Here is a 21649-nt window from a genome sequence, read left to right as displayed (position 1 = left end):
AAAGAGAGCCAAGTGGCTCGATCAGTGCTTTACGTGCGATTCAGCGACAGCGGCGCTTCACGCTTCGCACGCTGATCGGAATGAGCGGGCACGGTCATCATGAGAATCACGGAGAGCAGTAAGCCGCCCGCCATGAAAATGTATGAAGCCGCCGGGCTGCCGGTCGCGCCGTTCAGATAACCCACCACCCATGAACCCGCAAAAGCACCGAGGGCGCCGCATGCGTTGATGAGACCGATCGCGCCGCCCAGCACGTTGCTCGGAATCAACTCCGGCACCAGCGCGAAGAACGGGCCGTACGGCGCGTACATCGTTGCGCCCGCCACGACCAGCAGCGCGAACGAGATCCAGAAATGCGAGCCGCCGATCAGATACGAGGCGACGAACGCAACCGTGCCCACCAGCAGCAACGGCCACACGAACAGCTTGCGATTGCGTGTCTTGTCCGAAAGCCACGAGGCGAGCAGCATGAGGACGATCGCGGCGAGATACGGCACGGCGGCGAGCCAGCCGACCGAGACGATATCGATCGTGGACGCGGCCTTGAGGATCGACGGCAACCACATGATGAAGCCGTACACGCCGATGCTCCAGAGCGCATGAATCGCGCAGAACTTCATCACGATCGACGAACGGAACGCCGACTTGTAGTCGCGCACCGGCGCGATGTCGGCCTGCTCGGCTTTCAGACGCGCGATGAGTTCGGACTTTTCGGCTTCGCTCATCCACGGCGCGTCGGCCGGACGATCCTTGACGGTGAACCACCACACTACGGCCCAGATGAGCGCCGGCGCACCTTCGAAGACAAACATTTCGCGCCAGCCGAAGCTGCGCACCAGATAGCCCGACACCACCGACATCCACAACACGGTCACCGGATTGCCGAGAATCAGGAAGGTGTTGGCTCGCGAGCGCTCGGTCCTGGTGAACCAGCGGCTGATGTACATCAGCATCGACGGCATCACCGCCGCTTCCACCACGCCGAGCGTGAAGCGCAACACCATCAGCATCGGAATATTGCTGACCATGCCGGTTGCGGCTGCGCACAGTCCCCACAGAATCAGGCTGAAGAAGATCAGTTTCTTCACGCTGTTGCGCTGCGCGTAGATTGCGCCGGGCACCTGAAACAGGCAGTAGCCGAGAAAGAACAGGGAGCCGATCAGCGACGACGTGCCGTGGGTGATGCCGAGATCCTTGTCGATCCCGGCCGCCGCGGCAAAGCCGTAGTTCGCGCGGTCGAGATAGGCGAGGCTGTATGTGATGAAGATGATGGGCATCAGATACCACCATCTTTGGGGTGCTACAGGCTTGACGCTTTCCATGATGTCTCCGGATCGGTACGGCGTATACAACGATTGACTGGCGCAAGTCGTTTTATTGTTCTGCTGTACTCGCGTGGACCTGCTTTTAAAGCGACTTCAAAGTACGGCGAGCCAGCCGCCGTCCACGTAAATGATCTGACCGTTCACATAGCTGGACGCGGGCGACGCGAGATACACCGCCGTGCCGACGAGTTCCTCCGGTTTGCCCCAGCGTTGTGACGGATTGCTGCTCCTGACCCATGCGTCGAACGTCGCGTTCTCGATCAGCGGCTTGTTCATGTCGGTCAGGATGTAGCCCGGGCCGATCGCGTTCGCCTGGATGTCCGAGGCCGCCCACTCGGCGCTCATTGCGCGGGTCAGCATCTTGATGCCGCCCTTCGCCGCCGTGTACGCGCCGACCGTCGCGCGGCCTGCTTCGCTGGTGAGCGAGCCGATGTTGATGATCTTGCCGCCCGTGCCCCGCGCGATCATGCGTCGCGCCGCCTGCTTCGCGACGATGAACGCGCTCGTCAGATTGGTGTCGATCACGCGCTGCCAGTCGCTCAGCTCAAGATCGACGAGCGGCTTGCGGAACTGGATGCCAGCGTTGTTCACGACGATGTCGATCTGCACGCCGTCCTTGTCCCACTGCGCGAAGGCCTCGGCGACAGCGCCTTCATCGGTGACGTCGAAAGCACGGCCCTGCGCCTGGTATCCGTTGCCCACGAGTTTGCTGACCGATTCAGCAACCGTATCCGCACGCGTGCCGTTGAGGACGACGCTGGCTCCCGCCGCCGCCAGTCCCTCGGCCAGCGCGTAGCCAATACCGCGTGCCGAGCCGGTGACAAGCGCCGTACGGCCGCTCAGATCGAATAGATGAGTCATGCTGGATCCTTTATGTGTTCAGGAAAAAGGCGCGAGTGCGCCCATCGCGATGGTTTTCCGCATCGCGTTACAAGTCGGTTAGGTTTGCTATTGGCCTGGCAGGACTACGTCAGGCCGGTTGATCGTTGGCGGTGTTGTTCAATGCCGCCCGGTCCTCGAAATCCTGCTCGGCGCGCTTGATCAGTGTCAGTACTGCCTGTTCGGCCGCTACCTCGTCGCCCTGCTCGATCGCCACGCACAGTGCCTCATGCATCGGCAGCGAACGCGCTGGGCCGCCGGCGATTTCTGAACTGAGTTCGAAGCTGGTACGCAGGATCGCCGACAGCGCGTTTTGCATCTGCTGGACGAACTGGTTGTGACAGGCTGCAAGAATGGCGCCGTGAAACGCGAGGTCGGCGGGAACATATTCGCCGTGGCCGGCCACCGCGCGCTCCATTGCCTTGAAGGCTCGCCGCACGGCGATGCGATCTTCCGGCGTCGCGCGTTTCGCGGCGAGTCTGGCCGCGTTCGGCTCGATGATCAGGCGCAACTCCATGAGATCTTCGATAAGACCCGGCTCGATCGCGCCGGCGCGCGCACGCCAGGTAATCACGTCGGGATCGAAGAGTTGCCATTGCGCGCGCGGCAGCACGATCGTGCCATAGCGGCGGCGCACCTGCAGCATGCCCTTGGCCGAGAGCGACTTCATCGTTTCGCGGATGGTGATGCGGCTCACCTGCATCTGTTCGGCGAGCACGTCCTCAGACGGGAGAATGTCGCCGGGCAGGAATTTGCCTGAACAGATCTGCTCGCCCACCTGATTCAGGACCTGTCTATGTAGTGTCGCCACAATTCACCCTCTAGGTCATACGTATGATGTAGAAGATAGATGTGAAGGCGCACTTGCGCAACCAGGGTTCACCCTTCTCCCTCGAGGACGAGCGCCTGATTCTGGTGGACAGGTCGACGAGTTGCGTGAGCTGAACATGATCGAATTTCGACAGACAATCTCCGGCGCGAACAGGGTCATCTACCAGGTTGCAGACAACATGGTCTATGTCCACATAGTTTGCGATCTCCGCATGGATCTCACAGCCCTACTCCATCGACGCTTGCTTCGATCGACTTAGCCTGCTTCATGCGGAGTGGCGTCCTCTCCCTTCTGGATCAAACACGGACCATCGGCAGCGCCAACGTCAAACGTCGCGCAGCGCCAGTTCGACATGTTTGAGGCGTCGCACAATACGTTCGACGAACTCCAGCGTGACATGAGGCAGCGCCCGCTGGTTAGGTGTGATGACGCCGACGGTGAGCGCGTTGACGTTCTCGTCGTCGAGCGGTCTCCACACCACTTCGCCGCGCGCCAGTTCGTCGAGAAAAGCCAGTTTGGAGAAAAACGAAATACCGCGCCCTGACGCAATCAATCGCTTGAGCAGCGTCGTCGAATTGCAGGTGACGCTCGGCCGCAGCGACTCCCAGAACGCGGGAAAGTCGGTCGTGACGACGCCCTGGATCGGCGATCGTCCCTCCAGCCGCAGAAACGCGTGATTGCGGCATTCGTCGAAGCTGATGCGCTCGGTCTTCGCCAACGGATGCGACGATGCCATGACGACACCCGGCGGCAACGAGACCTCAGTCACCACGTCGAGACCGGCAGGCAGCTTCGTAATGTACGAAATGCCGACGTCATACTCACCACTGACGAGCCGCGCCGGCACGTCGTGCGGCGGCACTGCGGCGATCGAATAAGTGACGGCCGGATAAGCGTCTGAAAACTCCTCGACGGTGGCCGGCAGAAAATCGACGAACAGCGAATCCATCGCCGTCACCGACACGTGTCCCTTGCGTTCGCCTTTGAGGTCGTCAAGTTCACTGCGCATCAAGTGGAAGTCGTTCAGCGTCGCGCGAATGTGCTGCAGCATGCGCTCGCCGGCCGCGTTCAGCCGGATGCCGTTCGGCAGCCGGTCGAACAGTTCCGTTCCCATCTCGGCTTCGAGCTTCAGGATCTGCCGGTTGACCGCGCTCGACGCGACATACAGGTTTTGCGCGGCCTTGCGAATCGAACTGCACCGGGCTACTTCGACAAAATATTTCAGGACGTTCGCGTGCATCATACTGCCTCAGTTCATCGGTCTCAATTCGTCGGCCGCACCGTCCAGCCCGCGACCACTGGATGATCGCAGGCTACCTTGCCGACCTCGCATGCGCCACCCGGGGAACCGAGCGCACTGGCGTGCGGCCCGAAGAAATCCCGGTTCACGGCGGCGAATATAGCCTCCGCTTGCGGGAGTTCTTCATCGTGAAAGATCGCCTCGGTCGGACACACTGAGACACACACCCCACAGTTGATGCATTCGTCGGGATGGATGTAGAGCGTGCGGCCGCCCTCGTAGATACAGTCAACCGGACAACATTGCACGCACGCACCGTCTTTGACGTCGATGCAGGGCGAAGTGATGACGTAGGCCATCAGCGTCCGCTCCAGACCGGTTTGCGTTTCTCCTGGAAGGCGCGCACGCCCTCGTTTGCGTCCTCGGATTGCAGCGCGGCCACGAGAGCAGGCAGTCGCAACGCCTGAGCATCCGCCGGCGAGAGTGTGGACGTGCGTTTGACCACCTGCTTGATCGCCTGCAGCGACAGCGGGGCACACGCGAGCAGCGCCTGAACCCAACGCTCAACCGCGGCATCCAGTTCGGTACGCGGCACGACTTCGTTGACGAGGCCCATCTCGAGCCCCTCGCGTGCTGAAATCCGGCGGCCGGTCATCAGCATGGCCATCGCCTGGCGGTACGGAATCTGGCGTTGCAGCAGGGTCATTCCGCCGTCGAGCGGCATGCGCCCGACGAGCGCCTCCGGCAGGCCAAAACTCGCCTCGTCGCAGGCAACCACCAGATCACACCCGAGCACCATTTCGAAACCGCCGCCGAGCGCATAGCCGTTGACTCGCGCGATCACCGGGACGTTCAGCGTTTCCCGCAGCGCGATGCCGCCGAAGCCGCCCGGGCGCGGCGCCGTCCAGTATTCGACCCCGCTCACTGAGGGATTTTTCAGGTCCGCGCCGACGCAGAACGCGCGCTCGCCCTCACCGGTCAAGACCACGACGCGCACGTCGCGGTCATGTTCGAGTTCTGTCCATACACGTTGCAGTTCGGCTTCAGTGGCCAGGTCCACGGCGTTGAGCGCTTCCGGCCGCGCCAGGGTCACCGTGGCAACGTGCTGGTCGATCACAAGACGTACGCTCATACCGCCTCCGTGGCGACCTTGCCGCGTAGTTGCTGCAGAACCTCTTCGGTATGCTGGCCGAGGCGCGGCGGCCCGCGCCGCAAGCTAACCGGCGCGAGCGACAACTCGATCGGACTGCCGATGAAACGCAGCGGCTGGCCTTCGCCCTCGCCTTCCAGAATCAGCCGGTTATGCAGCGTCTGAGGATCGACCAGCGCTTCACGCAGATCACGTACCGGTGCGCACAACAGGTCCTGTTCCTCGAGCCGGGCAAGCCAGAACTCGCGCGTGTTGCTCGCGAAGCGCTCCCGGAAGATGCGCTGCAATTCGGCCTTGTGAGCGAATTGCTGGTTGAGATTGCAAAAGCGCGCGTCAAGCGAAAGGTCTTCGATCTGCAGCGCGGCGCAGATGTCGCGCAGCGGATTCGCCTTGAACGCACCCACCAGTACCAGTGCACCGTCCTCGGTATCGAACACACCCGAGAGGGGCATCGCGGCCCAGTTCACTTCCGAGTCGGCCATCATGATCATGGCGGCTTCCTGCATCTGCATCGCGAGCATCGAGTTATACAGCGACACGTTGACCTTCTGCCCCTCGCCCGTGCGTTCACGATGCAGCAACGCGAGCAGGATGCCCTGCACCATGTGCATGCCGGCCGAATAATCAGCGAGCGCGGTCGGGTACACGGAGATCGGCAGCGATTCATCCGCGCGGCGCGCCATCACGCCGCTCATCGCCTGAGCGAGCACGTCCTGGCCGCCCTTGTGCGCATAGGGTCCGGTTTCGCCGAAGCCCGTGCCCAGCGCGTAGATGATCCGCGGATTCAAGCGGCGGCAGTCTTCATAGCCCACGCCCATGCGGTCCATCACACCCGCGCGGAAATTGCTGACGACCACATCCGCGTCCGCGATCAACGCCTTCAGATCAGCCAGTTGCTGCGCGTCGCGCAGATCGAGTGCCACGCTGCGCTTGTTGCGATTCAGACTGCAGAAAATCGGATTGTCCGCGCCGGCTACCGGTTCGAACGTCGAACGGCTCAGATCGCCCGCGCCCTTTCTCTCGACCTTGATCACGTCGGCGCCGTAATCGGCGAGCATCTGTGTGCAGACCGGGCCCATCATGACCTGCGTGAGATCGACCACGCGCACGCCGGCAAGCGGCAGGTCAGGCGTTTTTGCAACGTTGTCGGCGGCGTTCATGCGGCCTCCCGCGTATTGATGTGCACGGCAAGCGGCGGAACGTCGGCGTTGCGGCCGGTCTGATCGCCCGGATCGGCGCCTTGCGCACGCAAGGTCTTCTGCAGTGTGTACACGTCGACGTCGCGCACCCGCACGCCCGCACCGAGCGCGAGCGCGGCAGCCACACCGGCGGCTTCGCCCATGGCCATGCAAGGCGGAATTTCGCGCGACATCTTCTGCGCCTGCGAGGTCGCCGAGTAGTGGCGGCCGGCGACCAGCAGGTTGTCGATCTGCCTGGGCAGCAGCACGCGATACGGCATGTAGTAGTCACGGCCACGCGCGATGCTGTCCTCGAAACGGGTACGCTGCGCGAGGTCATCCTTCGTCATCACATACTCGCCTTCGAGCAGGCGTGTCTGGCGCACGCCCGTTTGCGGCGCGACATCGATCACGTAACACTGCTCGAATCCAGGCAGCTTTTCGCGCACGAAATCGACCACCGCGTGAATGTGCTGCCGGCCCTGCACTTCCGCGCGCGTCAGGTCCTCGGGCTTGAGACCGTCGAGACCGGCCATGTGCGGGCAGTTGCACCACACCACGCCGGGCAACGGTGTCTTCAGCCACCAGTAGCCCCACGAGCCGCCGAGAATGCGCTTGATCTGACGATCCAGCGCCGCGAACGCCTCGGGCTCTTCGGCTTCGAAACGCTCGGCCGCTTCCGTATCGACGCCGCCGAGCCGGAATACCGTCGTCGTGATATAGGTGCCGCCCACGTGCGGCACACCGGCCGACGCCGCGACATCCAGGTCTCCCGTCGCGTCGATCACCACGTCGGCGAGGATCGCTTCACGGCCGCTTTTCGTCTCGCAGATCACGCCCTTCACCTGACCGTCTTCGACCAGCGTGCGAGAGAACCACGAATGCAGGCGCAACTTGATGCCGAGCGACTCCACCATCTCCAGCGCGACGCGCTTCATCGCGTCCGGATCGAACGCGGCGGCAAAACACACCGGGTGAGGCGTCTTCTGGCTGTGAAAGTCGAAGGTGCCCCAGCGCCCCCACTTGCGATACGCCGCGGGATCCTCGCCCCATTCGTCGGCGCGCGGGAACATCGCTAGCTTGCGCGCCGCCATCCGTTCGATGAAGGTCATGCAGACGCCGCGCACCGAAATTTCGTGGAGATGGTTGTCCCACATGTCGTCGAGTACCAGCACCATGCCGCCGGATGCAAGGCCGCCCAGGTGGTTGTAACGCTCCAGCAGAATCACTTCGGCGCCATTGCGCGCCGCGCCAATCGCGGCCGACAGGCCTGCGGGACCGCCGCCGACCACCACGACGTTTGCCTTGGCCGCGACGCGCACATCGCGTGCGCTTTCCTGAGTCCAATCGCTGATCATGTTCACGTGTCTCCTTCTGAGAATTCGAGTGTTTCGTGTTCGGTTCAATGCGCCCGTCAATCGCCCTTCAATGCGCGCTTTCGGGCTGCCATCTGACCACCAGGCGCTCGACGATCGCGATCACCAGGAAAAACAGGCCGGACAGCACGGCGCTCATGATGATTGCCGTATACAGCAAGGCCGAATCGAAGCTATAGGTCGCCTGGATGATCATTGCGCCGATCCCTTGCGTGGCGCCGATCCATTCACCGACCACCGCGCCGATCACCGACATCGATGCGGCAATGCGCAACGCGGAGAAGAGATACGGCAGCGAAGCGTAGAGGCGCAGCTTGAAGAAAATTTCGCGCTTGCTCGCCGAGAGGATCTGCATCAATTCCATCGCCTGAGGGTTCACCGCCTGCAAGCCGCGCACCATGTTCACGAGTGTCGGGAAGAAACAGACGATCGCCGCGATCGTGATCTTCGGCTCGAGACCGCTACCCATGATGAGAACGAGGATCGGCGCCTTGGCGACCACCGGAATCGAGTTGATCATCACCGCGACCGGATAGAAGATGTTCTGCAGCGTCTTGTTGTGCACGAAGACCGTGGCGATCAGGATCGCCGCGAGATTGCCGAGCAGGAAACCGCCCACTGCCTCGATCGCAGTCGGCACCAGGTTCTGCAGCAGCACATCGCTCTTGCTGTAAAGCGTCTCCAGAACCAGGAACGGCGACGGCGCGATAAACGGCTTCACATGAAAGCCCGCCACAATCGCCCACCACGCGAACAGCAGACCTGCGACGCCGAGCACGGGCAAGAGGCGCGCCCGCCACAGGCGCTGGCGGCGACGTGCGAGCCAGGCCTGCGCTTCGGGGTCCGCAGCTGGCGACGAGAGACTCAATTGCATGTCGGACGTGGTCATTAGCAGGTCTCCAGTACGCGTCGCAGGTAGGCCGCGAGTTCGACGAATTCGCGGGTTTCGCGGATATCGAGCGTCCGATCTTCCGGCAGCCCGACCGGGACGATCTCCTTCACACGCCCAGGGTTGGCGGCGAGCATCAATACCCGCTGGCCGAGAAACGCCGCCTCATAGATGCTGTGTGTGACGAAGAGCGTCGTGAGGCCCATCTCTTTCCAGACGCGGCGCAATTCTTCGTTCAGACGGTCACGGGTGATTTCGTCGAGCGCGCCAAACGGCTCGTCCATCAGCAGGACTTTGGGGTCGCTGACGAGCGCGCGCGCAATCGCGACACGCTGGCGCATCCCGCCTGACATCTCGTGCGGGTAAGCGTCCTCGCGGCCCTTGAGGCCGACGAGTTCAAGCAATTCACGCGGCGTGGCCCGGCCCGCGCGCGCCTTGCCGCCCGCGACCTCAAGCGGCAGCTGCACGTTCTGGATGGCCGTGCGCCACGGCAGCAACGCCGCGTCCTGAAACACGAAGCCAATGTCCCGATGCTCACGCGCGACGCGGGGTGCGCCACCGAGCACGCTGATCTCGCCGCGGCTCGGCTTGATCAGGTCCGCGACGACGCGCAGGAAGGTCGACTTCCCGCAGCCCGAGGGGCCAAGGAGCGTGAGAAATTCGCCGGCCGCGACATCAAGGCTCAACCCCTCGATCGCGGTGACGCTGCGCCGATCGGTGAAGAAGCGCACGTTGATATTGCGGCAGCTAATAGACAGAGGGGTGTCTTGCAGCCCGGCGACAGACGAGCCGACCCCCTCCGCGCGCGGCGGATTGATAGTGGCAGCATGCATGGATTACACCTTGAGGCGGGAGGAACGGGTAGCGTTGAGGACATCCATCGTCATCACGTCGTCGACTTTGGGCTGCTGTCCCCGGAACTGGCCCAGTTGCCCGTACATCGAGATCTGCTCTGCCCAGACCTTCGCATCCATCGTGCCCCAGCCTTGGGCCTGCGTGGTCTGATCGAACGCGTAGCTCATCAGCGAATCGATCGCGACACGCTCATCGGCGCGATTCAGAGTCGGATATTCCTTGATGAGCAGATCGATCGCCTCGTCGCGATGCGCATTCGCATAGACCCAGCCACGCGCGGTGGCGCGCAGGAAACGCGCAACGGTGTCGGGATGGTCCTTGAGTGTCGCGGTGTTCGCGTAGTACGGCAGCGCGTAAAGGCGTACGCCGGTGTCCCACAGACGCAGGTCGACGCGCTCAGCCCCGAGCGGCTTGAGTGCGGTGGTGTTGGTTTGCCAGCCAGTCACCGCGTCGACCTGACCGCTCATGAGCGGCATCATGTCGGCGCCGATCGGCACCATGTTGACCTGGCTTTCCGGAATCCTGTTCTTCGCGAGCAGCGCCTTGAGCAGCACCATGCCTGTCGACTGGATACCGATACGCTTGCCGATCATGTCGTGCGCCGTGCGCACCGGATTCTTCTTGAGTGAAAAGAAACTGTAGGGATGCTGCTGCAACCCGACCGCGATGCATTTGATCGGCAAGCCTTCCGAGACTGCAAGCATGATCGACGGGCTCGACGAAATCTCACCGGCGTCGGACCGGCCCGAGGCGACGATCGCCACGCCGTCCATGTTCGGGCCGCCCGGCTGAATGTGAAAATCGATTCCTTCCTGCTCGTAATAACCGAGCCGCTTCGCCGTCACCTCGCCGACCTGGTTGCCGCCCGGAATCCAGCCCAGCTGCATGTTGACGGTTGTCCTGTCGCCCGCGAAGGCGCGCACCGAAAGCAGTGCGCCCGTTGCAGCCATGCCGCCCGCCGCGAGTGTCATCCGCAGCAAACGCCGACGTCCGGCATTTTCGATTACTGACATCATCTCCTCCGTTGGTGCCTTCTGGATACAAGGGGCCGGTCCTGTAACGCTCAGTGCTGCCGGTGAAATCGATTATTAAGAGCCAAAAGTGTCCCCGCAAGCATCAATTTTGAAGATGAGCGATGCCGAAATTAGAGCACCCACGTGGTGCGGGTTTTTTGGGAAAGTGTCAATAAGCGTGCGCGATTCGTGCACCAGTTCGGCCTCGGTGCGCTAAAAATTCGATCACTGGTAGTCAAATTCAGTGCTAGCTACCGTGAATTTTGTTCCGCAAGAATCGCCAGCAATCGCACCAGATTCACATCAGTTGCATGGCGATCACCGAAAGGCAGTGGTAGTAACGGGCAATTCCGATGCGGCACCTCAGTGCTGGGCTGCTCAGTCACTGCGGCATGCGGGGACCGTCATCGGTGGAATAAATATTTCGTTGCACAAGGTCTTTTGTTCGTGATCCTAATCACAACTCGACCTCAAACCAGCTTCAGGCATTCGCCTTCACTTTCCCAAAACAAGTCTTCAAAGGAAATCATGAATCGACGCATCTTTGCTCTCGCCGCCATGGCTTTGTGCTGCCAGACGGCATCCGCCCAAAGCAGCGTGACCCTCTACGGTCTGATCTCCACGGGGATCGTCTATGCGAATAGCCAGAAAGGCGCCGACAAGCAAGGCCACGCGACGTGGCAATTCGCGAGCGGCCCCATGCAGACGCCTCGCTGGGGGATGAAGGGTGTGGAGGATCTCGGCGGAGGCGTGAAAGCCATATTCACGCTGGAAAGCGGCTATAGCCTCGCGACCGGCTCATTGTCGCAAGGCGGGCGGGAGTTCGGCCGGCAGGCCTTTGTCGGCTTGTCGTCGGATACCCTCGGAACGGTGACGTTTGGCCGTCAATACGACGAGGCCGTCACACTGTGTGTGTTCTCGTCGGCGTGTCAGTTCGCGGCGTTCGCTGCGCACATTGGCGACAGTGACAACGTGTTCGACACGTTCCGGATCAACAACGCGGTCCAGTACAAAAGTATCGACTACAAGGGTCTCCAGTTTGAAGGGCTCTACGGCTTTTCGAATCAGCCGGGTGGCTTCTCCGACAACAATGCCTATAGCGCCGCCGTGCAATATCGCAACGGGCCGGTCACAGCCGGCCTGGCGTTCCTTCAGGTCAACTCGCCGAACGACGCCAATAATACAAACGGCGCGGTGGTGAACGACTACGGCTTCACCTCGCCGTTCATCACGAATCCGGCGACCAACGCGGGTGTCAGCAAGCAGAGGATGTTCGGAGCCGGCGGTGCCTACGCGTTCGGAACCGCGAGCGTGTCGCTGCTTTATACCAACGCGCGATTCGACTATGTCGACACGTCGCGGCTGACGCTGCAGAATCTTGAGGTGTCGCTGACGGACTATGTGACGCCGCAACTCATGCTTGGCGCCGCGTATATCTTCACCACGGGACAATACCACCCGCAGGACAGCAGTCCGAAATGGCATCAGGTGAATGCCGGCGCGGACTACTTCCTGAGCAAGAACACCGATCTCTTCCTCGTGGGGATCTTTCAGAGAGCGGCGGGCGACGCACAGTACGCGCAGATCTATTCGCTTTCGCCGTCCACCACCAAGTCGCAAGTCTCGGCGGTGATCGGCATGCGGCATAAGTGGTAAGCGCTTTACCCGCCTCGATCGACAGGCATCACCCCTTGGGAGTGCCGGCGGCGGGCAGCGCCGGAGCTTGCGCGGCGGTTGCGAGTTCCGCGCTCGACCAGCCGCCGCCGAGCGCCTTGATCAGTTGCACGTTTGCACTCAGCAATCGGGTCTGGATATCCAGCACGCCGCTTTGTGCATCGAGCGCTGCTGTCTGCGCCTGGACAACGTCGAGATAGCCGACCGCGCCCTGCCGGTAGCGGTTCAACGCCAGATCGACGGCATGCTGGGCTGCATCGTCGGCATCGCGCTGCTCGCCGAGCGCCGTGCCGAGGTCCTGCAGCAGCGAAAGATTGTCCTCGATTTGCCGGAACGCCGACAACACGACGCCGCGATAACGGGCCCCCGCTTCATCGGTCGCCGCTTTCGCGGAATCGAGTTGCGCGCGGCGCAAGCCGCCGTCGAAAACATACTGCGCAAGTTGCGGCCCGATGGCCCAGAAAATGTTCGGCGCGCTGACCAGCCCGGCATACACGGAGCTCTGCACGCCGCCCTGCAAGCTGAGTACGATCGACGGGAAATAAGCGGCGCGCGCAACGCCGATCTTCGCGTTCGCCTCGGCCACGCGACGCTCGGCCGCCGCGATGTCGGGACGCCGCTGCAAGAGTGTCGACGGCAGGCCCATTGGAATGACCGGCAACGGGATCAACGCCGTGCTCGACGGTAGACTGAACTCCGATGCGGACGCACCGATCAGCTCGGCGATCGCGTGCTCGATCAACGCACGCTGAGCAAGGTTCTGCGACAGCTGCGATTTCGCCGACGACAACTGCGTCTTCGCCCGCGATACGTCGAGCCCCGACACAATCCCTCCGCCATGCAGCGTCTGCGTAAGCTCCAAGGCGCGCGCGTATGCCGCCACGGTATCGGTCAGCAATTGGGTCTGCTGATCAAGCCCGCGCAGGCGGATAAAACTGTCGGCGAGCTCAATCTGCAAGCTCAGTTGCACGGAGGCGAGATCGGCCTTGGTGGCCTGCGCTTCGTCCTTGCCCGCCACCACGGAATCGCGCACGCGCCCCCACAGATCGAGGTCGTAATCGACCTCGCCGCCGAGGGTGGCGGAGTTGTAATAGTCAGGGCCGCCGGCACGCAACGGCCGCGTATCCGACTGCCGGTCGCGCTGCGGAACCGCGCTCATGCTGACCCTCGGATACAGGGCGGACGAAACCTGATCGACGAACGCCTTGGCCTGCCGGTAATGCGCATAGGCCGCGGCAAGGTCGGTATTGTTCGCCAGCAGCCGCTGTTCGAGGTCGTCGAGTTGCGGGTCGTTATAGATCTTCCACCAGTCGGTACGGCTCAGCTGATCCGCGGGCTGCGCGCTGACCCAAGGGCCGAGCGTGCGGTATTGGGCGGCGACCGGCGTCGGCGGCACATGGTAGTCCGGCGCGAGCGAACACGCCGCAAGCGCGAAGGTGCCGGCCAGCAGCGCCGGAACCTTCAGCGTAGCCATCCTAACCATTCGCGCCTCCTTTCCCGGCGGCGCTGGCGCCGCTGGCGACCTGCACGCGATCGCCGGCGACCAGACCGTCCGGCGGCGTATCGATCACGCGGTCCGTCGCTGTGAGTCCCGAGCCGATCTCGACCGAGTCGCCGAAATCGCGGTTGATCGTGACCGTCTTGAACACGACGCGGCCGTTCGCCCCGAGCGTGGCGACCCGCAGGCCGTGCGCGTCGAATATGAGTGCGCTGGCTGGAACGCGCACCGCGTTCTGCTGGACCGGCAGCTTGAATTGCAGGCTCGCGAAACCGCCCGGCAACAGCTTGCCGTCGGTGTTGTCGACCAGTAGCTGAACCAGCGTCGTGCCGGACGCCGCGTTGACCGAATCCGCCGCCGCGACCACGCGCGCGGTGAAGTGCTGGCCCGGGTATTCCGGCACGCTCAGCGTCGCGGTCGTGCCGTTACGCACATCGGGCGCGTAACTCTGCGGCACCTGCACGTACACGCGCAGTCGCTTCACATCGGAGACCACGAACAGCTCCTGGCCGACGCCGCCGCTGCCGGCATTGATCAGCGCGCCGACGTCCGTATCGCGCGCGGTCACCACACCGTCGAACGGGGCGACGATACGCTCGAAGCCCTTGGTGGCGAGCAGGCGGTCGACATTGGCCTGGGCGGCCGCCACGGCCGCTTTCTTCGCGGTGTAATCGCCGGTGCGGTCGTCGACTTCCTGCTGCGCGACTGAATCGGTGCCGAGCAGCGCCTGCCAGCGCTTCGCGGTGGTCCCGGCCAGCGCCGCGTTAGCCTGCGCGCTCGCCAGGTCCGCGCGCGCCTGCAGCAATTGCTGGTCGAGCTCGGGCGATTCGATCACTGCGAGCAATTGCCCGGCTTTCACCGGCGTGCCGATTTCGGCGCTCCACGACTTCAGATAACCGCTCACGCGCGCGAAGATCGGCGCACGCGAATACGCTTCGAGATGCGAAGGCAGATCGAGCGTCGGCCCGTTGGCCGCGCTCGCCGGGCTGATCACGGTAACCGTGGGGATGAGCTGTGCATTGGTCCACGACTTGAGATTACGGGCATCGACGGCGCGCAGCGTCACGCCTGCCGCGACTACGATGACAGCGACGGCAATAGCGGTCACGCCGATGAAGACGAGTCGGCGGCGCGGCACCGGCTGGCTGGTAACAATAGGTTCAGACGACATGAGCGGGACCTCCCGTAGCGGGTGTCGGGGCAATCGCACGGCCAGGGCGCGAGTGAATGATGCAGAAAATCACCGGCACGAGGAGCAGTGACGCGGTGGTAGCGAAAATCAGGCCGCCGATGACGGCGCGGCCAAGCGGTGCGTTCTGTTCACCGCCCTCGCCCATTGCCAGTGCCATCGGCGCCATGCCGATGATCATCGACAAGGCAGTCATCAGCACGGGGCGGAAGCGGGTGAAGCCGGCTTCGAGCGCGGCCTTGAACGGATCGCCGTGCTCGGCGAGACGCTCGCGGCAGAAGCTGACCACTAGAATGGAGTTGGCGGTTGCCACCCCCATGCACATGATCGCGCCCGTCAGCGCGGGCACCGACAGCGTGGTGTGAGTGGCGAACAGCATCCAGATGATGCCGGCGAGCGCCGCCGGCAACGCCATGACGATCACGAACGGATCGGCCCACGACTGGAAGTTGACCACCACGATCAGATAGATCAGCACCACCGCGCCCAGCAGCCCGAACAGCATGCCGGCGAACGCGCTGTTCATGGTCTGCACCTGGCCGAGCAACGCGACCGAGGAGCCCTTCGGCAGCGTGCCGGCGTTCTCCTGCACCACGCGCTGGATGTCGGCCGAGACCGCGCCGAGATCGCGATCCTGGGTGGTGGCGAAAATCTCGACCATCGGCTGGATGTTGTACTGGCTGACAATCGCGTTGGTATTCGCCCGCTGGACGGTCGCGAGGCCGCCGAGGATCTGGCCGCTGCTCTGCAGGGTCGACGTGATCGGCAGATTCTGCAGCGCAGCGAGCGTATCGAGGTTGTATTGCGGCGTCTGCATCACGATCGGATACGACACGCCATTCGCGCTGTTCAGCCAGTACGTCGGTGCGACCTGACTCGAGCCGGCGAGGTTCACCACCAGGCTGTTGGTCACGTCGCGCTCGTTGATGCCGAGCAGTTGCGCGCGCGTGCGATCCACGTCGACGTTGAAGGTCGGCGAATTTTGCGCCTGCTGGATGCGCGCGTCGACCACGCCCGGAATCGCGCGGACTTCGCGCAGCAGGCGGTCCGCATAAGCGAAGTTCGCCGGCAGGTTGTTGCCGCGCACTTGCAGATCGACCGGCGCGGGTGAACCGAAATTCAGAATCTGGCTGATGATGTCCGCCGGCGGGAACGAGAAGGTCACGCCCGGAAAGAGACGCGGCAACTTCTCGCGCATCTGCCGCACGTAATCGGCGGTCGGGCGGTGATCTTCGTTCAACGCGATCTGGATGTCGCCGTCCTGCGAGCCGATAGTCCCGGTGTTGTTGTAAGCGAGATTGATACCGCTGACCGGCAAGCCGATGTTGTCGACCATCGTGCCGAGCTCGGCGGGCGGAATGATCTGGCGAATCGAGTTTTCCACGTCCGCGAAGATCTGTGCGGTCTTTTCGACCCGCACGCCGACCGGCGCGCGCACGTGCAGCAAGATCTGACCGGCGTCCACGTCCGGGAAAAAGTTGCGGCCCAGCAAAGGCACCAGCGCGAACGACAACAGCACGAAACCGAGGAAGCAGCTCACGAACGGCTTGCGATGATTCAGCGCCAGTTCGAGAATGCCGTGATAGCCGGCGCGGACTTTTTCGAAGCGCCGCTCGAAGCCCTGCTGGAACCGGCCCAGTGGACCGGGACGCTTCTTTTCATGCTCCTCTTCATTCAGATTGTGCGGATGCAGCAGATACTTCGCCATGGTCGGCACGAGCGTGCGCGACAGGATGAACGAAGAGACCATCGCGAAGATCACGGCCTCGGCCATCGGCACGAACAGGAAGCGCGCCACGCCATCGAGGAAGAACATCGGCACGAACACGATACAGATACATAACAGCGCGACGAAGGCCGGCGTGACGATCTGCGCGGCGCCGTCGAGAATCGCCTCTTCAACCTGCTTGCCCTGCTCCAGATGCCAGTTGATGTTCTCGATGGTGACCGTCGCATCGTCGACCAGAATCCCCACCGCGAGCGCGAGGCCGCCGAGCGTCATGATGTTGAGCGTCTCGCCGAGCGCCGACAAGGTCGCAATCGAGCCGAGAATCGCCAGCGGAATCGAGGTCGCGATAATCACCGTGGAACGCCAGCTGCCGAGGAACAGCAGGATCATCAGGCTGGTCAGCGCCGCCGCGATCACGCCTTCGCGCGCGACGCCGCTGATCGCCGCCCGCACGAACAACGACTGGTCGCCGATCGGCGCGATCTGCAACTCGTCGGGCAACGACGCTTTCGCATCGAGCACGTGCTGCTTGATCCCGGAGATGATGCCGAGGGTCGACACCGAGCCGTTCTTCAATACGGACATCAGCACCGAACGTTTGCCGTCCACGTGGACGATATTCGTTTGCGGCGGACTGCCGTCGCGCACATTGGCGACGTCATGGATATACACGGTGGTGCCGTTGACCGCCTTGATCGGCAGGTCGCCGAGCGCCTTGAGCGCGGACGGGGCGTTGTTCAGTTGCAGCGTGTATTCGTGATCGCCGATCTTCTCCGTGCCGATCGGCGTCAACAGGTTCTGACTCGCGAGCGCGTTCGCGACGTCTTGCGCGGACAGGCCGCGCGCCTGCATGGCGGCCGGGTTGACGTCGATCTGCACCTGGCGCGACTTACCGCCGAACGGATACGGAATCGACGCGCCGGCCACGGTGACGAGCGCCGGGCGCAACTGGTTCAAGCCGAGGTCGCCCAGCCTCTGCTCTGAAAGTCCTTTGCCCGATAACGCGAGCTGGATGATCGGTACCGTCGACGCGTTGTAGTTCAGGATCAGCGGCGGCGTGGTGCCCGGCGGCAATTGACGCAATTGCGTTTGCGCGACCGCGGTGACCTGCGCGTTTGCGTTACTGATGTTCACGCCCGGCTGAAAGAAGATCTTGATGATCCCGAAGCCGCTCACCGATTCGGCTTCCATGTGCTGGATGTCGTTGACGGTGGTGGTCAGCGAGCGTTCGAACGGCGAGGTGATCCGTCCCACCATCTGATCCGGCGGCAAACCCGTGTATTGCCACACCACGCTGATCACGGGGATGCGGATGTCGGGAAAGATGTCGGTCGGCGTTTTGAGCGCCGACAGCGGTCCTATGATCAGGATAAGGATCGCCAGGACGACGAAGGTGTATGGCCGCCGGAGCGCGACACGTACTAGGGCGAGCATGAGAATTCCAGCACTTGGGGTTGAACTGTCATGTATGGCGAAAAAGCGACGAAAGCACGACCCAGGCGAGCGCGTCGGCCGGAGTCAATTTTCCGGGTTCCTTTCAAATTTTCTGCAGGAAAAGCGATTTGAAAAACGAGGCACCACGAGGCCCGCGCTGGCGCCGCGCTGGGACAATGCGGGAATGTACACAACCGGAATTAATTTTGCAGCCGCTTGATGCGCATTCGCTTAGCCGAACGCCGCCATCCCCGCCAACTTTCGACGCTGCACGAAGCCCGGCTGATCAGCGCTTCCCTATACGGGATCGCGTTTTCCGGCCAATCCTTCGCCTCGAATGCACTGGCGAGATCCCCATCGAAGGTCGTCCGGCAGCGCATCCATTTTTTTATTACCAATATTTACGATGGGCGTTTCGCGAGGGGAAATCGCATTTGTGGTTGTTTCCCACAATAGTTCTATTTAAACCACAACGATAATGAAGTGAATTTGACTACTCATTGGTTTCGTTCGCCGGACGTCCAGGGCACGGCGAAGTGAACGGTCGACCAGCCGGCCGTGAGGCGGTGACGGCTTTTATCGAGAAGCGGGCGCCGCGATTCGAAGACTGACAGACGACTCAACCGGGCGTGTAAAGGGTGACGAAGAAGCGGAGGAACGTGCGTCGACGTTGCCGCTCACCAGAGCAATTAGCCACCGGCCCGCTTCGCGCTGTGGCCGTACTTTTTTAGCGTTTCGATGACCCGCTCGCAATGATCACCCTGCACCTCAATCACGCCATCCTTGACCGTTCCACCAGAACCGCAGGCCGTGCGCAATTGCTTGCCTAGCAAGGCCAAGGCAAGGGGATCGAGCGCCAACCCTCTAACGAGCGTCACGCTCTTACCGCCTCGGCCCTTGGTCTCGCGACTCACCCGCACCACGCCATCACCTGCCGGCCGGGTCCTCGCGAGCGTCTTGCAGACACATTGCGCAAGCACCTGACCACATTCGGGACACATCCGCCCGCCATCGGTGGAATAGACAAGACCGCCTTTTGAATGACTTTTCATGATTGGATTGACTCAAAGACGCTTGGGCGGGCATCAGCCAACGCCAACCTCAGGCGACCGAGCGGCGCGCGCCGGTCCGCGCCCATTCAAGCCGGTTCCCGCCAAGTGATTTCGCGCTGTATAACGCCTGGTCGGCGACGGCCAGCAGGTCGCCAAGCGTGGGCGCTTCACTTCCAGACTGCGCGAGGCCGATGCTGACCGTGGCGCGTATGTCGACGTTGTTAATCCTGTGAGAGATCGTCTCAGCGAAACGTCCAACCACGGCCTCACCGACTTCCGCGGCACGGACGCTGTCATAGCCAGGCAGCAAAGCAACGAACTCTTCTCCGCCGATCCGCGCGAGCATCGCCTCGGGGCCCACCACGCTGCGGGTAATTTTCGCGAACGACTTGAGAACCGCGTCCCCCGTCTCGTGCCCGTACCGATCATTGATCGTCTTGAAGTGGTCGAGATCGAACGCGAGAAGTGAAACCGCCCCGGAGACTCCACCTTCGTGGATAACGCGCGCGCCCTCTTCGAAAAACCATCGGCGATTGCCAAGACCGGTCAGATAGTCCGTTTGCGATTCCTGCAAAAGCCGGCCATGGGTTTCCTCACGGAAGAGCGCCAGCAAGGTCATCGGCAGAATCACCGAATACAGGACGCCCTCGTACATCGTGATCTTGCTGACAGCGGACAACAGATTCTGCCCATACAACGTCGCCAAGCAGGGCAAGACAAATGCCCTGGCGGCATAAAAGAGCGCATGGCCGCCCGGCACCGTCACAGCGACGTAGCGTGACTTCAGCGATTTCATCCCGTCGCTTCGCAGTAGCTCTAGAGACGTCATGCCGGACACCACCGCGATTGGAATCGCACTCACATAGTTCCACAAGCGGTCCTCCCACCGTGCGCCCCAAATCGCCCACATGAGCGCCACGAGGAAGAGCATGCCGATCGAACTCGCCACGTATTTGCGGCTATTCAGGGAAGCGACACCGTGCAGGATCAACAGATACCCCACCATAATGATGAAGTTGCTCAAACCCGAGCCCGTCGCGCCAGGCAGCTGGCGACGAAATGCTATAGCAGCACAGCCGATTGCCAGTGTGGCGTATCCCGCTGCCAGTATTCTCAGTTCTTTACTGCGCCTGGGATGCGTTCGATGTTCCCAGAGAGTCAGTCCGGCACTGGCGAGAAGCGTTCCGATTGCAAGGAGATAGAGGGTAATAAGATCGACATGCATCGCTGACGTAAGGGCTCTACGCCGATACATCACGGCGGCAGCCGCATTCTACGCTGAAATTAATACAACAGATGATTGCCGGGCTCCGGCGGCAGATCTGCCATTAGCGACTTGCATTGGGGCTGCGCTAAATAAAATGGGGTATTCAAACGACCGCCTTCCCCGTCAAATCCACGCCTGTGCCCGCAACGTCTCGATGGCGAGGTCGAGGAATGAGCGGACCTTCTGATTGACGTGCCGGCCTTCGCGGTGGACGACGTGCACAGGAATCGCCGCGGGTTCATAGTCGGCCAGCACGATTTTCAGCGTGCCCGCCTGGATTTCACCGGCCACCTGATACGACAAAACCCGTGCGACTCCCAGTCCTGCGACGGCTGCCGCGATAGCCGAATCATTCGTGGTGGTGATCAGGCGTGGTTGAATCGGCACGGTAAGCAACTGCTGGTCGGCAGAAAAGCGCCATTCGGGCGCAGGCGAAACACCGCTTGCCTGAATGGTGGTGTGCCCGGCCAGATCCTCGGGGCACTGCGGCACACCGTACTGCTCGAGATAAGCCGGGGCCGCGCACAAAACGCGCCGAACCTTGCCCACCGTGATCGCCTGCAGGGAAGAATTCGGCAGCTCGCCGATCCGCACCGCGACGTCCGCGCCTTCGTCGACCAGATTCACAATGCGGTCGAGAAACCAGCAGCTGACGTTGACCGCCGGAAAGCGCGTCAGATAGTCGAGCACAATCGGCATGAGATGCAGCTTGCCGAACATCAGGGGCGCAGTCACGGTCAACTGGCCTCGCGGCGCTGCATGCGCGCCTGTTGCCGAGACTTCCGCCGCATCGATTTCACCGAGTATGCGGCGGCAGTCTTCGAAATACGTCGCCCCGGCGTCCGTCAGCCTGACGATACGTGTGGTACGCGTGAGCAACCTGACGCCGAGCCGTTCTTCGAGTTCAGTCACCATCCGGCTCACTACCGAGGGCGACACGTTCAACTTACGCGCCGCTGAGGCAAAACCCTCCGTTTCGACGACGGTCACAAACGTCGTCATTGCTTGAAGTCGGTCCATATCTGTCTGGGTGTGCGCGTAGGCGATCGATGCGCACGCGCTGATCGGC

Annotated in this window: 18 protein-coding genes; 1 reads left to right on the top strand and 17 read right to left on the bottom strand. The window is 62.3% G+C overall.

Translation table 11 applies throughout. The features are described from left to right. Nucleotides 1-29: 29 nt before the first annotated feature. The 11 genes from P0D84_RS27000 to P0D84_RS26950 form a co-directional block, all read right to left on the bottom strand. Nucleotides 30-1322, bottom strand: a complete 1293-nt coding sequence (locus P0D84_RS27000) for an MFS transporter (protein ID WP_408341709.1) — start codon at nt 1320-1322, stop codon at nt 30-32. Between the two features lie 96 nt (nt 1323-1418). Then, nucleotides 1419-2186, bottom strand: coding sequence for an SDR family oxidoreductase (locus P0D84_RS26995; protein WP_408341708.1), 768 nt, complete (start codon nt 2184-2186; stop codon nt 1419-1421). A 109-nt stretch (nt 2187-2295) separates the two neighbouring features. Further along, nucleotides 2296-3015, bottom strand: a complete 720-nt coding sequence (locus tag P0D84_RS26990; RefSeq protein ID WP_408341707.1) for a FadR/GntR family transcriptional regulator — start codon at nt 3013-3015, stop codon at nt 2296-2298. A gap of 346 nt (nt 3016-3361) precedes the next feature. Next, complete coding sequence (locus P0D84_RS26985) at nt 3362-4279, bottom strand: LysR family transcriptional regulator (RefSeq protein WP_408341706.1); 918 nt, start codon at nt 4277-4279, stop codon at nt 3362-3364. Nucleotides 4280-4299: 20 nt separating this feature from the next. Continuing rightward, a complete protein-coding gene (gene fdxA, locus P0D84_RS26980) occupies nt 4300-4635 on the bottom strand; it encodes a ferredoxin (RefSeq protein WP_408341705.1) in 336 nt (111 codons plus the stop codon). Then, the gene (locus tag P0D84_RS26975) at nt 4635-5408 is read right to left on the bottom strand and encodes an enoyl-CoA hydratase-related protein (protein ID WP_408341704.1); all 774 of its coding nucleotides are present in this window, start codon (nt 5406-5408) and stop codon (nt 4635-4637) included. Before P0D84_RS26975 ends, fdxA begins: the two co-directional genes overlap by 1 nt. Continuing rightward, nucleotides 5405-6586 (bottom strand): CaiB/BaiF CoA transferase family protein, encoded by a 1182-nt coding sequence (locus P0D84_RS26970; protein ID WP_408341703.1) that lies wholly within the window; start codon nt 6584-6586, stop codon nt 5405-5407. Before P0D84_RS26970 ends, P0D84_RS26975 begins: the two co-directional genes overlap by 4 nt. Further along, entirely contained in the window at nt 6583-7968 is a 1386-nt protein-coding gene (locus tag P0D84_RS26965) for an FAD-dependent oxidoreductase (protein WP_408341702.1), read from the bottom strand. The genes P0D84_RS26970 and P0D84_RS26965 overlap by 4 nt, the downstream gene beginning before the upstream one ends. A gap of 61 nt (nt 7969-8029) precedes the next feature. Further along, on the bottom strand, nt 8030-8869 hold the full coding sequence (locus tag P0D84_RS26960; protein ID WP_408341701.1) for an ABC transporter permease: 840 nt from the start codon (nt 8867-8869) through the stop codon (nt 8030-8032). Then, a complete protein-coding gene (locus P0D84_RS26955; protein ID WP_408341700.1) occupies nt 8869-9702 on the bottom strand; it encodes an ABC transporter ATP-binding protein in 834 nt (277 codons plus the stop codon). The genes P0D84_RS26960 and P0D84_RS26955 overlap by 1 nt, the downstream gene beginning before the upstream one ends. Nucleotides 9703-9705: 3 nt before the next feature. Next, on the bottom strand, nt 9706-10737 hold the full coding sequence (locus tag P0D84_RS26950; protein ID WP_408341699.1) for an ABC transporter substrate-binding protein: 1032 nt from the start codon (nt 10735-10737) through the stop codon (nt 9706-9708). A gap of 528 nt (nt 10738-11265) precedes the next feature. Between P0D84_RS26950 and P0D84_RS26945 the strand changes: the two genes are divergently transcribed. Further along, entirely contained in the window at nt 11266-12393 is a 1128-nt protein-coding gene (locus P0D84_RS26945; protein ID WP_408341698.1) for a porin, read from the top strand. A gap of 28 nt (nt 12394-12421) precedes the next feature. Here P0D84_RS26945 and P0D84_RS26940 read toward each other — a convergent pair whose 3' ends face one another. The 6 genes from P0D84_RS26940 to P0D84_RS26915 all read right to left on the bottom strand — a co-directional run bounded on the left by P0D84_RS26940 (nt 12422) and on the right by P0D84_RS26915 (nt 21600). Continuing rightward, nucleotides 12422-13885 (bottom strand): efflux transporter outer membrane subunit, encoded by a 1464-nt coding sequence (locus P0D84_RS26940; RefSeq protein WP_408346025.1) that lies wholly within the window; start codon nt 13883-13885, stop codon nt 12422-12424. A 1-nt stretch (nt 13886) separates the two neighbouring features. Beyond that, on the bottom strand, nt 13887-15080 hold the full coding sequence (locus tag P0D84_RS26935; protein ID WP_408341697.1) for an efflux RND transporter periplasmic adaptor subunit: 1194 nt from the start codon (nt 15078-15080) through the stop codon (nt 13887-13889). Beyond that, entirely contained in the window at nt 15070-18261 is a 3192-nt protein-coding gene (locus P0D84_RS26930; RefSeq protein WP_408341696.1) for an efflux RND transporter permease subunit, read from the bottom strand. The genes P0D84_RS26935 and P0D84_RS26930 overlap by 11 nt, the downstream gene beginning before the upstream one ends. 689 nt (nt 18262-18950) lie before the next feature. Continuing rightward, nucleotides 18951-19313 (bottom strand): translation initiation factor Sui1, encoded by a 363-nt coding sequence (locus P0D84_RS26925; RefSeq protein WP_408341695.1) that lies wholly within the window; start codon nt 19311-19313, stop codon nt 18951-18953. A gap of 49 nt (nt 19314-19362) precedes the next feature. Then, nucleotides 19363-20538, bottom strand: a complete 1176-nt coding sequence (locus tag P0D84_RS26920; RefSeq protein ID WP_408341694.1) for a GGDEF domain-containing protein — start codon at nt 20536-20538, stop codon at nt 19363-19365. A 165-nt stretch (nt 20539-20703) separates the two neighbouring features. Further along, nucleotides 20704-21600, bottom strand: coding sequence for a LysR family transcriptional regulator (locus tag P0D84_RS26915; protein ID WP_408341693.1), 897 nt, complete (start codon nt 21598-21600; stop codon nt 20704-20706). Nucleotides 21601-21649 lie beyond the last annotated feature (49 nt).

It is taken from the genome of Paraburkholderia sp. RL17-337-BIB-A (assembly GCF_046025895.1).
Lineage (GTDB): Bacteria > Pseudomonadota > Gammaproteobacteria > Burkholderiales > Burkholderiaceae > Paraburkholderia > Paraburkholderia fungorum_C.
Note: the sequence above shows the minus strand (reverse complement) of the source record. Positions and strands in the feature narration are given on the sequence as shown.